Annotated in this window: 10 protein-coding genes; all 10 read right to left on the bottom strand. The window is 53.3% G+C overall.

Annotated features, from left to right (window positions below; all coding sequences use genetic code 11):
• Positions 1-41 precede the first annotated feature (41 nt).
• Entirely contained in the window at positions 42-809 is a 768-nt protein-coding gene (locus AC0LWF_RS25775; protein WP_474654391.1) for a type III pantothenate kinase, read from the bottom strand.
• Positions 810-813: 4 nt separating this feature from the next.
• The gene (gene nadC / locus AC0LWF_RS25770) at positions 814-1,704 is read right to left on the bottom strand and encodes a carboxylating nicotinate-nucleotide diphosphorylase (RefSeq protein WP_474654390.1); all 891 of its coding nucleotides are present in this window, start codon (positions 1,702-1,704) and stop codon (positions 814-816) included.
• Complete coding sequence (nadB, locus tag AC0LWF_RS25765) at positions 1,697-3,313, bottom strand: L-aspartate oxidase (protein ID WP_474654389.1); 1,617 nt, start codon at positions 3,311-3,313, stop codon at positions 1,697-1,699. Before nadB ends, nadC begins: the two co-directional genes overlap by 8 nt.
• A 49-nt stretch (positions 3,314-3,362) precedes the next feature.
• Positions 3,363-4,301, bottom strand: coding sequence for a quinolinate synthase NadA (gene nadA / locus AC0LWF_RS25760; protein ID WP_126012667.1), 939 nt, complete (start codon positions 4,299-4,301; stop codon positions 3,363-3,365).
• A gap of 366 nt (positions 4,302-4,667) precedes the next feature.
• The gene (gene ftsH, locus AC0LWF_RS25755) at positions 4,668-6,695 is read right to left on the bottom strand and encodes an ATP-dependent zinc metalloprotease FtsH (RefSeq protein WP_474654388.1); all 2,028 of its coding nucleotides are present in this window, start codon (positions 6,693-6,695) and stop codon (positions 4,668-4,670) included.
• Between the two features lie 102 nt (positions 6,696-6,797).
• On the bottom strand, positions 6,798-7,337 hold the full coding sequence (gene hpt / locus AC0LWF_RS25750; protein WP_474654387.1) for a hypoxanthine phosphoribosyltransferase: 540 nt from the start codon (positions 7,335-7,337) through the stop codon (positions 6,798-6,800).
• A 74-nt stretch (positions 7,338-7,411) separates the two neighbouring features.
• Positions 7,412-8,863 carry a tRNA lysidine(34) synthetase TilS gene (tilS, locus tag AC0LWF_RS25745; protein WP_474654386.1) on the bottom strand — a complete coding sequence of 484 codons (1,452 nt, stop codon included), beginning with the start codon at positions 8,861-8,863 and terminating at the stop codon, positions 7,412-7,414.
• Positions 8,864-8,876: 13 nt separating this feature from the next.
• Positions 8,877-9,821: a protein kinase domain-containing protein gene (locus AC0LWF_RS25740; protein WP_474654385.1), complete on the bottom strand. Its 945-nt coding sequence runs from the start codon at positions 9,819-9,821 to the stop codon at positions 8,877-8,879.
• Positions 9,805-10,530 (bottom strand): vWA domain-containing protein, encoded by a 726-nt coding sequence (locus AC0LWF_RS25735; protein WP_474654384.1) that lies wholly within the window; start codon positions 10,528-10,530, stop codon positions 9,805-9,807. Before AC0LWF_RS25735 ends, AC0LWF_RS25740 begins: the two co-directional genes overlap by 17 nt.
• Before the next feature lie 508 nt (positions 10,531-11,038).
• Positions 11,039-13,546 carry a stage II sporulation protein E gene (gene spoIIE, locus AC0LWF_RS25730; protein ID WP_474654383.1) on the bottom strand — a complete coding sequence of 836 codons (2,508 nt, stop codon included), beginning with the start codon at positions 13,544-13,546 and terminating at the stop codon, positions 11,039-11,041.
• Positions 13,547-14,001 lie beyond the last annotated feature (455 nt).

Genomic DNA, 14,001 nt, shown 5'->3' with positions numbered 1-14,001 from the left:
ACGTAAAGCCGGCCGCTTAAAGGCCAGCTCGTCGTCCATTCCTATTCTTGATTGCGCTCGTAAATAATACGCAACCCTTCCAGCGTCAGCAGCGGATCGACTTCCTCGATCGTTTCCGATTCAGCTGCGATCAGGTCAGCTAAGCCGCCTGTTGCGATGACGCGCGGCTTTACACCAAATTCCTTGCGAATACGCCCAACAATACCATCCACTTGACCAGCATAGCCAAAAATAATGCCTGCCTGCATGGATGTAACCGGATTGCGTCCGATGACGCTCTTCGGCTTCACAAGCTCAATTCGCGGCAGCTTCGCCGCACGCTGATAGAGCGCTTCGGTGGAAATGCCGATACCCGGCACAATAGCTCCGCCGAGATAGTCCCCGCTCACGTCGATATAATCGAACGTCGTCGCAGTGCCGAAATCGACGATAATGAGCGGCGCGCCATATTTCTCAATGCCCGCGATGGAGTTGACGATACGGTCCGCCCCCACCTCGCGGGGATTCTCATAACGAATGTTGAGGCCGGTCTTAATGCCGGGCCCTACGATGAGCGGAGATTTGCGCAGATACTTCTGACACAGCTGTTCCAGCGTCCGCATAAGCGGCGGCACGACCGAGGAGATGATGACACCGTCGATCTGATCCAGCTTCACGCCAGCGATCTGGAACAGGTTGTGAATCATAATGCCGTATTCATCTACGGTAGCCGAACGATTCGTGCTCAGTCGCCAGTGATAGACCAGCTTCTTCGCTTCATAGATCCCAAGCACAATGTTCGTATTCCCAACGTCGACAACAACGATCATTGCCTTACGCGCCTCCTTTCTTGCCGTTCAAGTCCAGACTAATGTCCAGCGACTGGAACGAGTAAGTAAGGCCGCCTACCGAGATGACATCAACGCCGCATTCCGCAATGGAACGAATGGTCGTCAAATTAACGCCGCCGGAAGCTTCAACGATAACATGCGGCGAGCGAGCTTTAATCTGCTTCACCGCTTCGCGCATCAAGTCATTCGGCATATTGTCGAGCATAATGATGTCGCTCCCGCACGCGAGCGCTTCTTTCACTTGCTCGAGCGATTCCGTCTCCACCTCGATCTTCATCGTATGCGGAATCGCATGGCGCGCTGCCTGCACGGCGCCGGTAATACCGCCCGAGCCCTTAATATGGTTGTCCTTAATCATAACGGCGTCATACAAGCCGAAACGATGGTTATGTCCGCCGCCTACACGAACGGCGTACTTCTCCAGCAGCCTGTGGCCTGGCGTTGTCTTGCGCGTATCAACAAGGCGCGTAGGCAGCCCTTCAATCGCGCTCACGAAAGCACGGGTCTTCGTGGCAATGCCGGATAGGCGCTGCAGCAGATTGAGCGCGAGCCGCTCGCCTGTCAATATGCTATGCGTGCTGCCTTCAACCTCAGCCAGCACGGTTCCTTTCTCCACGGCATCTCCGTCAGCAGCAAGCGGACGGAACGTGAGCGACGGATCGACGACGTCGAACACGAGAGCTGCAATCGGCATACCCGCGAGCACGCCCGCCTCTTTCACATGAATAACCGCCCTCGAGCGGCTGCCCGCAGGAATGGTCGCCCAGCTTGTGATGTCGCCTGTTCCGATATCCTCTGCGAGCCACGCCTTAATCTGTGCCCGCAACGTATCCGCGCTTCCGCCGCCTACTGCTGCAAGTGTAGCCTCATACATGATCAATTCGCTCCTCTGTTAAACCGTACTCCCGGTGGAGTACCGTATGCTTGCGCCAATGCAGGTCATCCCGCTCTGGAAAATCTTCACGACTATGCGCGCCGCGGCTCTCTTCGCGCGAAAGCGCCGATTGCGCCGTCAGCAGCGCACAGGTCAGCAAGTTGGCGAATTCATATTCTTCGCGCTTCGTAATGACCGAGCTGAAGATGGAACGAAGTCTCTTCAGCTCGTCCAATCCTTTGTTCAGCCCATTGGCATTGCGGCGAAGCCCTACGTAGCGCACCATCAGCTTCTGCAGCTTAAGACGCTTCTCCACAACCGCTTGAATCGGCGCCTCGCTCCGGCCCTGCGACTCCATGTGCACATGCTCGTGGCCTTCCAGCGGCGCGAGCGCATTGATTCGCTCGACGATGCGGCGGCCGAATACAATCGCTTCCGACAGCGAGTTGCTCGCGAGCCGGTTAGCACCGTGGACGCCCGTGGACGAGCACTCGCCGCAAGCGAACAGACGGGCGAGATTCGTCTCGCCGTTCAGATCGGTTTTAACCCCGCCCATCATATAATGCGCCGCAGGCGCGACTGGAATCCAATCCGTGGTCAAATCAAGACCGTAATTGAGGCAGAACTCATAAATATTCGGGAAGCGATGCCTCACCATCTCTGCAGGTTCATGCGTGACATCGAGATAGACGAAGGTCGACTTCGTCGCTTCGATCTCGCTAAGTATCGCGCGCGCGACCACGTCACGCGGCGCAAGCTCAAGCTGCTCATGGTATTTCTCCATGAACCGCTCGCCTCTTATATTGCGCAGTATGGCACCTTCTCCGCGAACTGCCTCCGAAATGAGGAAGCGCGGCGCCCCTGGATAGCAGAGTGAAGTCGGATGAAACTGAATAAACTCGACATCTTGTATGTAAGCGCCCGCCCGGTAAGCCATGGCAATGCCGTCAGCGGTAGCAATCTCCGGATTTGTCGTATAACGGTATAGCTGCCCCGCACCACCGGAGCAAAGAATAGTCGCTTTGCCACGCACGAACAATCGTTGTCCGTCCGGCTTCTGAACAAGCGCTCCACAACAAACACCGTTATCTGTAATCAAATCAATGACAAAGTGGTCATCCCAAACGCTAATTCTAGGATTAGCCATCGCCTTCTCTGACAGAGCACGGACAATCTCGAAGCCCGTCGCATCACCGTTGGCATGTAAGATACGGCGCTGGCTGTGCGCCCCTTCCTTCGTCAGTGCGAACTCGCCATTCTCCTGGTCGAATTGCGTGCCCATGCGAATGAGATCCTGTACGCCCTGCGGTCCTTCGTGCACGAGCGCATCCACCGCTTCATTGGAACAAAGGCCCGCACCTGCAATCAGCGTATCTTGACGGTGATAAGCAGGCGAGTCATCCTCTGAGAACACTGCGGCAATGCCGCCTTGCGCGTACCGTGTGTTGCTGTCCATGAGGGACTTCTTCGTAATCATTAGGACGTCATTCGTTTCGCTTGCTTTGATTGCGGTAAAAAGACCGGCAATGCCGGCCCCGATCACAATGACGTCTTTATGAATGACTGGCAGCCCTTCCAACTGGGTATCAACTAAATAACGTGGAATCATAATGGCAGCTATCCTCTCTGCGGTTTGTGCGGAAAGAGAGTAGCGCATGCTACTTCACTTGTAACATGCGCTCCAGGGATAAACGGGCTTTGCTTGCGACTTCTTCCGGAACGTAAATTTGCGGCTGCATCGTTTCCAGACATTTAACAAGCTTCTTCAAGTTGTTTACTTTCATGTTCGGGCAAACCAAATATTTCGTTGCAAAATGGAATGTCTTGTTCGGGCTGTCGAGACGCAGCTGATAACCAGTTCCGTCTTCCGTACCGACGATGAATTCCTGGCAATCGGATTCTTTGCAATATTTAATAATAGCGGTTGTACTGCCAACGAAATCGCCAAGCTCCACAACTTCAGGACGGCATTCCGGGTGAACGACGAACTGGGCGTTCGGGTACTTCGCTTTCATTTCTTCAACATCTTTAACGGTCAACATGTCATGCGTGTTGCAGTAGCCTTCCCAGAGAATCATCTTCTTGTCGGTCTTCTGCTGCACATAGTGACCAAGATTCTTATCCGGTACCCAGATGATCTCATCGGCATCGACCGAGTTTACGACACGCACCGCATTCGCCGAAGTACAGCAAATATCCGTCTCTGCTTTAACATCCGCCGACGAGTTGATGTACGTGACTACCTTCGCGTTCGGGTGCTGCGCCTTCAGCTTGCGCAAGCCGTCAACATTGACCATGTCCGCCATCGGACAGCCGGCACGCTCATCGGGAATGATAACCGTCTTGTTCGGTGCCAAAATCTTCGCGCTCTCGCCCATAAAATGAACGCCACAGAACACGATGACATCTGCATCTGTCTCGGCTGCTTTCTGTGCAAGCAGGAACGAGTCGCCGCGGAAATCCGCCACCTCTTGAATTTCATCTCGCTGATAATAATGTGCAAGTATAATTGCGTTACGCTCTTTCTTCAGTTGCATCAAACGTTCCCGCAGTTCGCGGTTTTGCTCTGCTTTCCGCTCGAGAGCCAATGCTTCCATGGTAAATTCCCCTCTTTTCACTAACTTTGTGAACAGATGCACAAACTTGGTTGTTCGTTCACCTAATTTATTGAGAATAACAGTAAATCTGCACGGCTTTCTTCTGTAGTTTGCCCATGCATTCTGCCCCTTGATTCGCGCTTACTTTATTAGTAATTAACATTTAATTTACACAAGGTATGGTATGCTGTCAACCAACTGCAAATGGCACCCACCGCCCTCTAAAGGCAAGAGACTCCGTTTCAAGGAGAAATAGCAGCACAGCAGGATAATACCTATTCTTTTCGTAAAATATCACAGCTACTTTAAAAAAAGAAAAGCTGCCCGCGCAGTTGCCTGCTTGCGGACAGCTTTTGCCTGTTATTCTTACGATTGTGGCGGTGTTCCCGAGCCGTCATCGTCCTTGTTTCCATTATCCGAATCAAGCGCCGGCGGTGTAATCTCGCCAGCTTCCTTCGAGCCAATGCGTACCTTCACGCCGCCGATTGTATCGATAATCGGTTCAGCTTTCGGCTCCATCACAGCAGATGAAGTGCTCTCACCCTCGCCGCCTTCCACAGAACCGCCCTCAATGAGACGTTTGATCTGCTCAAGCTCGAGTGTTTCTTCAGTGAGAAGCGTCTGTGCAATAAGATGCATTTCTTTGCTCTTCTCCGTAAGAACCTTCTTCGCACGTGCATAACAGGATTGGATGATGTTCTGCATCTCTTGATCAATCTCGTATGCGATCGAATCGGAATAATTCTGCTCATGTCCGATATCGCGGCCGAGGAACACTTGACCTTGCGAGCTGCTGCCGAACTGCATCGGTCCAAGCTTCTCGCTCATTCCGTATTCCATAATCATGGCACGGACGATGCTCGTCGCTTGTTTGAAGTCGCTGTATGCACCAGTACCGATCTCACCGATGTAGATTTCCTCGGCTACACGACCGGCAAGGAGACCCGTTACTTTATCGAGCAATTCCTGCTTCGTCGTCAGCATGCGGTCGCCATCTTTAGGAAGCATGATGACATATCCGCCTGCGCGTCCGCGCGGGATAATCGTTACTTTGTGTACTTGGTCGGCATGCTCCAGGAAGTAGCCCGCAATCGTGTGACCTGCTTCGTGGTAAGCAACAATCCGTTTCTCGCGGTCGCTGATAACGCGGCTGCGCTTCTCTGTACCAACGATAACGCGGTCAATCGCTTCGTCAACCTCGACCATTGCAATATCTCTCTTATTGCGGCGAGCGGCAAGAAGTGCTGCTTCGTTCAGCAGGTTCTCGAGATCCGCGCCTGTAAAGCCTGTTGTACGCTTTGCAATGACATCAAGCTTCACGTCTTTAGCAAACGGCTTGTTGCGTGCATGTACTTTCAGTACCGCTTCGCGGCCTTTCACGTCTGGGCGGTCAACCGTAATTTGACGGTCGAAACGGCCTGGACGGAGCAAGGCAGGGTCAAGAATGTCAGGGCGGTTCGTAGCAGCAACGATGATGATCCCTTCGTTCGCACCGAAGCCGTCCATTTCAACGAGGAGTTGGTTGAGCGTTTGTTCGCGCTCATCATGCCCGCCGCCTAGACCTGCGCCACGCTGACGGCCAACTGCGTCGATCTCGTCGATAAAGATAATACAAGGTGCGTTCTTCTTCGCATTCTCAAACAAGTCACGAACACGGGAAGCACCGACACCGACGAACATCTCAACGAAGTCCGAACCGGAAATGCTGAAGAACGGAACGCCTGCTTCGCCTGCAACAGCACGCGCAAGCAATGTTTTACCGGTACCCGGAGGACCTACGAGCAGTACCCCTTTCGGAATACGCGCACCGACAGCCGCAAACTTGCGTGGATCCTTCAAGAACTCAACAACCTCAACGAGCTCTTGCTTCTCTTCGTCAGCACCCGCAACATCCTCGAATGTTACGCGCTTCTTCTCTTCATTATAAAGACGGGCACGGCTCTTGCCGAAGTTCATCACTTTGCCGCCGCCGCCCTGCGCCTGATTAATCAGGAAGAAGAACAGAATGAAGATAATGACAAACGGGATAATGGATGTCAAGAAGGTGAGCCAGATGCTTTGGCCTTCCATAGGCTTAACTTCCATCTTAAAGCCATTCGTCGACTGTGCGTCAGTTATTTCTTTGACGACATATTCCTCAACGCTGGTATGTGTGTAGAATTGGGCTGAATCCGCCTTTTCCGGTTTGGTCTTGTATTCACCGGTAATTAGATAGGAGTAATTGTCAAATTGCAGCTCCAGCTGGTTGATGTTGTTGCTCGCCAGCTCTTTTCTAAATTGATCGTAAGTGATTTCTGTGGTGGAGTCATTTTGGCTGCTAATAAATTGGAAGATCCCGACGGTCACCAAAAAAATAATCAAATAAAAGCCAGTATTACGGATGATCCGATTCATCCCCTACCTCCTCTCAAGACGCGAAAAAATAAGATGACCTTGCACGAGAGGCTCCCACGGTAGGTGGGAGCCCGTCATACATGGCGAGCCTGCAACTTCCGGTTACTTCTCGTAAACCTCGGGCTTCAGGATGCCGATAATCGGCAAGTTGCGGTATCGCTCCGCATAATCCAGCCCATAGCCGACGACGAATGCGTCTGGCAGTACAAACCCTTTATAGTCCGCATCCAATTCCACTTTGCGGCCGGACGGCTTATCAAACAGCGTCACAAGCGTGATGGACTTGGAATTGCGGCGCTCCAGCACATCAATGAGATAGCTGAGTGTAAGACCACTGTCGATAATATCTTCGACAATAATTACATCTCGGCCCTGCACGGATGTGTCGAGGTCCTTTATGATTTTGACTACACCGCTTGTTTTCGTCGATGCGCCATAGCTCGACACCGCCATAAAGTCGATTTCCAGCGGGATCGTAACGGTCTTAACCAAATCAGCCATAAAAATAAAAGCGCCTTTAAGCACGCAGATTACGAGCGGATTGCGACCTTCAAACTCACGGCTGAGCGTGTCACCAAGCTCTTGAACCTTCTGCTGAATTTGGTTTGCGTCGTAAAGCACTTCTTGAATGTCGTTCAGCAACTAAGGGACCTCCTAAATGTATCTTGCCTATACTTATGAATGGATTGCAGCATCTTATTCAAGGCGCCTGAAGCTTACGGCAATTCCGACATCGTCCTGAGCGTCATGCGAATGACGCGGCTTGTCGATTCTTGCACCTGCGCATGTCTTGATCTTCGAATGCCCGGTATCCAAAGTACGAAGCCGTTGGCGTCGACAACGAGCGGCAACACGTCACGGCGTGACGGAGCGATGCGTTCATCGACGAACATATCTTGTACCTTTTTGGTACCATTTAAACCAAGCACTTGCATTCGGTCACCCGGGATGCGATTTCGTACAGTGAGCGGGTAATGAAGGGCTTCGGCGTCGAATAACGCTTCTAGCCGGCTGGCTGGCATTGATGCCTCTGGCGCAGCGATCTCTTCAAGGGCAAGCTCACACTCTGACTCAGGCAGAGGAAGTACAGCTGTGCCTTCCGGGACAACATATGCGTATCCGCCTTGTCCGGATGACATCCCTGACTGATCTTGGCGGATAAAGATGAGATTGTCATACTCACGCAGAAACTTTGCACCGCTGCCAACATCGAAGCTCCACGTCGATGCTGCGCCATCTGTGGCCGCAAGCCTGATCGTTTCTACGCTATCGAATGAAGTGGTTTCCGTTTCCAAGCCAATATAACTCAATATTAGTTTAATCAATCTCCTTTGTAAAGCGACATGCAAGCCAAGCAGCGCTTTGCGGTTTAATTGGCATCCATCGCGCAGCTTCGTCGTATAGCGCTCAAATACCGCCCTTGTTTCTTGCTCCAGCCAGTCATCCTCGACCGCTGCAAGCTCCGACAGCCGAACGAGCGACTGGGAGATCTGGGGGTTAAACGACGCTAAATACGGCAGTACCTCTAACCGGACGACGTTACGAGTATAGTACTTCTGTCCGTTGCTGCTATCGTGGCTGTAAGGCACCGCCCACTGTTCACAGTAGCGCAGGATGTCTGCCTTGTATGTACGCAAAAGAGGACGAATAAGTTCCACGTTTTTTTCGGATCGTTTCATCGCCATGCCAGCAAGGCCTCCTGGGCCTGTTCCGCGCATCATGCGCATGAGCACCGTCTCCGCCTGGTCATCGGCGTGATGGGCAAGCGCAATGCGCGCTGCCCCGTAATCGGCGGCCACTTGATGCAAGAACGCATAGCGCTTCTCCCGCGCCGCCGACTGTGCGTTCATTCGTGTTTCTTCTATATAAGCAGGCAAATCGAACAACACCGTTTCACAAGCAATGCCAAGCGCTGCCGCGTACTGCCGGACAGACTCAGCCTCCTTCGCCGACTCCTCCCCGCGGAAGCCATGGTCGACATGTGCGGCCACTAAAGTGAGGCGCTCTGGTACTTCGAGCTTGTAAAGCATATGGAGCAGCGCCATTGAATCTGGCCCGCCGGATACAGCGACAACGACCGTGTCCCCCGGATGCCATAGCTGCTCCTGCCGGGCTAATGCAAGCAGACCGCTCGACCAATCATCCACACCTAACACGCCTAAACTCATCCCCTCTTCTCTCTTACGGCCCTGTTCGCAGCAGGAAGTAAATAGTCGTCGCGAGTACCGCCGCTGACAAGGCGAACAAGCCCTTCAGCCAGCTCGGCGCGGGCGCCGATGCCTTGGTCGGCGCACCCGCCTTGTGCATCCACAGCTGCCAAGCGGCAGCGGCTTCGCGGGCGCTCGCGAACTCGCCGTAGAGCGCCTTGCGCAGCCATCCGCTCAGCGGCTTCAGAGCGGCGCTCGTAGCAGCGAGCTTCGCCAGCTCATCCGGCGTCCGTGTCTGAGGCAGCAGCCCGGACGACAGCTGCGCTAAGCGTCGTCCCTCCTGCAGCTGCAGGCAGAGGACGGCAAAGGAGAACAGATCGTAGCGCGCATCGGCGATGCGCGATCCGGCATTCCAATAGCCGCGGTCGTAGATCTCCGTAAACTGCCGCACTCCTTTGCCGAAAGCCGTCGCGCCGCCATAATCGACAAGCTCCGGACGGCCGTAATCCGCGACAAGTACATTCTCGATCTTCAGATCGCAGAACGACCAGCCCCCTTCATGCAGCTCCGCAAGCTTACCGAGCAAGTTATAGAGCACAACGGGAAACCACTCCTTACCCTGCGCCTGCAGGTAGTCCGAAAGTGTCTTCCCTTTAATATAACGCATCACATAGAAAGGATATTCCTTTCCGTCTGCAGCGCGATAATCATCCACATCGACAAGGAATAGGCCTTGTCCTACGCCTGCGCCACGTTTCTGCTTCTGCTTATAGATCGATTGCAGCGCATTAACCTCAGACTGCAAATCAACCGCATCGGACCCGAGCTTCAGCGCATAGTAATACTTCGCTCGCTCAACCAAGAACACTTTACCATTGGCGCCTTCGCCAAGCGGTCTCTCGACGCGGTAGCTGCTTTGCTTCCACTTACCGCTAATGATCGAACCGCGAGGCAGGCTCCATTCAAACGACGTAGTCACTCATCATCCCGTCCGTTCCATCATTCTTCCTATTACCATAATCGGCTTTTTGGTAAAAATCAATGACATGCAGCAGCGCCGGACCGGTTGGCGTCGTTCCGCGCATCTGTAAACGCGGGAAGATCGAGTGAATGCCATTCATATTGCTCGTCCAATCAAGGTCCTGCTTGCAGTCCTCACCATAAGCCGAGCCTGGAAAATGAAATACAGCCATCTCGCTCTTGCCTTGCCGTGATTGCAGACTGAGCGCAAGATCGCGAATTGCTTCCTCTACGGCTTGCAGCTTCGGCTTCATGCTGGCGCTCGCATCGATGAGCAGCGCAACGCGCAGACTGCTCGTCTCGGTCAAGTCGTCGATGACGCGCACCACTTCGCCACGTTTCTCCGGCGGCAGCTCCTCGATCGACGAGTGCCCAAGCACCTGCTTCAGCTCACGCGATACCGCATTTTGAATCGTCTGCACGACCGTCTTGCGCGTCATCATCTGCACCGTCTGCGACAATTGGCGTGTATGCGATAATCGGCTTAGGCCTCCGCCAGCACGGGCAATCTCCTCAATCTCCGATGAGCCGAACTCACCAAGATCTCCATGATCAATTACCCCGACGACGTTAACCGTAATCTGGGCAGCATACGCCTGCGCCGCTGCCACGACTGGACTTACTCCGACGTTGGAGCAGCCGTCCGTTATCAATAGAATTTGCTTCATCGTTCATTCCTCCAAAACCCTGGAATCTACTGCTAGTACTAGCTCTATCAGCATTGCCACTTTTGAGAGGCGATAACCCTTAAATAAACGCAAAAAAGCCTGCCGCTAGCAGGCAGGCTTCTTCCTATTGGCTCTATTATTGGTCGTTCACCAGGGAGGGTCTTCGCTTAAACTGCTGGGAGCGCCTGACTCGCTTGCGGGCTTTCCGGCGGGACATCGGCTCGCGGGACATCAGCATCTCCGCACGCTTCCGAGCATCCACCTTTTGCGCAGGCCGCTTACCCGCGCTCCGCCCTTTCGACTCAGCCCTGTTTAGACCCATTGCGGCCCCAGCTCCAACTTCAGTTCCTGTTTTAGCTCCTGCTCTCGCTACTGCTACTGCTCCGGTTCCCACTCCAGCCACAGCCACAGCCACAACCTCAGCTCCAGCTCCAGCTCCAGCTCCAGCTCTGATTCTCGCTTCAGCCACATCTTCAACTACAACGCCAACAATATATCTACTCATCAATCAGCTCACCGTCCTTGGACGCTCGACCGTAGGTCTCCCCGGCCAGCGGAATGTAGCCCACTCGGGCTGATGCTTGTCCACCTTCGCAACGACAACCGTCATATCATCCACAATGTCGCCTTTGTGGTATCGCACTACGGTATCCAGCAGCGCGTCCGCAATTTCTTGAGGCTGATCGGACCTGATCTCCTGGATCACTCGTTTCATCCACATCTCCTTATTCACCGCATGGCCCGGCGCGTCATAAATGCCGTCAGTCATCATAATGAGCGTATCCCCCGGGTGCAGCTGCACGCGGATCAAGTCTATGTCAATGTCCTGCAAGATGCCTACCGGCAAATTGTTGGCCGTGATCGGGATCACTTCGTTACCGCGCTTGATAAAGCTCGGCGTTGACCCGATTTTCATAAAAGTCGTCTTCGCACTGTACATGTCGATGAGCGCTACATCGACTGTCGCGAATATTTCGTCAGATGAACGAAGCAGCAGGACGGAATTCACCGACTTGATGGCCAGCTTCTCATCCATACCCGACTGCAGCAGCTGCTGCAGGATGGTCAGAGCGGTGCTGCTCTCCTGCTTGGCCCTCTCGCCATTGCCCATTCCATCGCTGATTGCGACAGCAAACTTGCCATTGCCCAGCTCAACGGTGCTGAAGCTGTCTCCCGACAGCAAATCACCGCCCTTGGCGAGACCGGCGACGCCAGTCTCCACCTCATACGCTTTGGCCGTACCGAAGACGACGATGGCTGCGCCCTTCTCCGGATAATTCTCTGACATCACGGCGATCGGTTCGCCGAGAATGTCAGTCAGCATCGGCGCTATAATTTTCCGGCATTCATCATAGCCCCGGCCGAACGTATGGTACACTTCGATTTCGACGTTTCCCTCCTCCAAATTAATAATTTCAATGCCCTGTATGGATAAACCGAGCCCTTCCAGCGCTTCCCGGATTTGTTCTTCCTGCATGTGCAGCTGCTGTCCTTCCCGCTTAATCTCGCGGGCCAAGTCCTCCATGACTTGAGAGACGCCAAAGAGCTGCTCGGCGACGAGCTGACGCGATTCGTTCAGCTGCTTTCTCCAATGTTGATCATGCTGATACAGCTCATACTGCTGCTGCATGACACTCAGTACCTGAGGTGTCTTAATACAGTGTGTGCTCCATTCGCGGGGCACCTCTTTCGGCGTGGTGCGGCGTCCTTCCTGGACCGCGGTCATCATGCCCGTCATCATTTTGTACGTCTCATAAAACTTCCCCTCCCAGCAAAGCTCCCTCCGGTGACACGAGTCGCAGGTTCGGTCAGCAACCACGTTCATAAAGTGATTGACTGCTGCATCACGCTTCTCCTTCTCATCCGTTTGTCCCTCGCCAGCGATGGTACCGAACTGCCCAAAACTGCGGGATAGCTGGCGAAACACCTCCGAGAACTGGGAGACACGCTGTGCCGTGACATCCCGTACCCTTCTGGCATATTCATGCTGTGATTTTACATGCTCCTGTGTGCCAGGCACGTATTTAGAGATAATCCGAATCATAGATTTCGGTGTCAGCATCAGCATTGTCGCTGCAATGACCGACTCCCATGTGGAAGCCATCACATCAGTCTGATTGCCAACATAGATGGTAAGAATGGAGGAGCCAAGCAGCATCCCGAAGGCCACCGCAGCCTTACCGCCCTCCCGCAGCAGTCCAGCAAGCAGCCCAGCGAACGCGAGCAAACTCATCTGTACGATTGCGCCCGTATCAGCGAGGCTCAAGATGAGCCCTGCCACGACGCCGACCGATGCGCCAAGCGGGGCGCCTCCGACTAAGGCAAAGAGCAGCAGCATATATCGTGACAAGATATGCTCGATGGAGAGGCCATAAGCTAACCAGCCGACAGCGCCTGTCATGACTGAGGCAAGCATAATCATGAGGCAGATAATTTCCTCATTCTTCAGCGCCGACGTCTTCTTCGTTAACGTCAGTACCGGAACCGCCTGAACGAAGACGAGCGTAAGCACGAATCCGAGCGACGCTTCTACACCGACCATCATCAGCTCATACCAGCCCAGCTTGTCCGCAATGACATTGTCGAACAGCCTGACCAGCATCGTGGAGAGGAAAACAAGCAGCGGAGCGTACGATAGCTCGGCCCTCTCATAAGCTTCCAGCCCTCGCAGCAGCAGGTAGACAACGACTACCTCCATGGCGGTCCACATCGGCTCCGGTGCAATAGCGAGCCAGCTGCCGGCGATAATAGATACTGCGACTGGCAGAATCATATCCCTCCTTAAAAAATAAATAACGGTAAAGTATGCGACAGCGAAAGGAGTAAGCGACTCCAGAATAACTGCTCGGCCTAATAGGAAGCCTACGGCCATTAAGACAAAGGTCCACTTGCGTGAGGTAATCATTCCGGCTAAGCGAAGCAGTCCTGTACGCTCAAGCCCTGTGCGAAGGGCTGATTGTACGAAGTTCCTAGGGCGTACACCCGGAAACATAACAACTTTAGGTTTGTCCACCATACGTGAATGACACCAGCCTTTCCGAATAATTAGTGTAGCCCCATTATAGGAGCACCTTATTTAGAAAGTTTGTCAGAAAGCGTTGCCAATTCAAAAGTTTTTTCCGACAATTCGCGTACGGTGGGCGGCGACTTGTCAATTGTGATGCGCACCAGCGCTGGCAAGGGAATAACTTCCCTCTGAAAGCTGACATGTGCCATCCTTTCAACAAAATCTGTTGCGCGGGGCATCGATTTCGATAGCGAATTGCCGTCCAAACCTGTCGGGATTGAGTGAGAACAGGAGAAAAGTTTTTTCCGTGGGCGGGTATAATAATGCGATGGGCTGCATAGAGTGCTTAAAACAACGGATACAAGTGGAAACGGCTGAAGCCATCCTTTCGGCAAAAGCTTACGTTTCGCGGTGATTATAGCAATGTATACAGGTGAAACTTATACATTCAATAATGGCATAAA

Source organism: Paenibacillus sp. sgz302114, from assembly GCF_056120345.1.
Note: the sequence above shows the minus strand (reverse complement) of the source record. Positions and strands in the feature narration are given on the sequence as shown.

What these genes read in the sequence shown, in the direction of transcription:
- AC0LWF_RS25775 (WP_474654391.1), bottom strand. Translation starts at nt 809, where the DNA reads ATGATCGTTGTTGTCGACGTTGGGAATACGAACATTGTGCTTGGGATC.
- nadC (WP_474654390.1), bottom strand. Translation starts at nt 1,704, where the DNA reads ATGTATGAGGCTACACTTGCAGCAGTAGGCGGCGGAAGCGCGGATACG.
- nadB (WP_474654389.1), bottom strand. Translation starts at nt 3,313, where the DNA reads ATGATTCCACGTTATTTAGTTGATACCCAGTTGGAAGGGCTGCCAGTC.
- nadA (WP_126012667.1), bottom strand. Translation starts at nt 4,301, where the DNA reads ATGGAAGCATTGGCTCTCGAGCGGAAAGCAGAGCAAAACCGCGAACTG.
- ftsH (WP_474654388.1), bottom strand. Translation starts at nt 6,695, where the DNA reads ATGAATCGGATCATCCGTAATACTGGCTTTTATTTGATTATTTTTTTG.
- tilS (WP_474654386.1), bottom strand. Translation starts at nt 8,863, where the DNA reads ATGAGTTTAGGCGTGTTAGGTGTGGATGATTGGTCGAGCGGTCTGCTT.
- AC0LWF_RS25735 (WP_474654384.1), bottom strand. Translation starts at nt 10,530, where the DNA reads ATGAAGCAAATTCTATTGATAACGGACGGCTGCTCCAACGTCGGAGTA.
- spoIIE (WP_474654383.1), bottom strand. Translation starts at nt 13,546, where the DNA reads ATGGTGGACAAACCTAAAGTTGTTATGTTTCCGGGTGTACGCCCTAGG.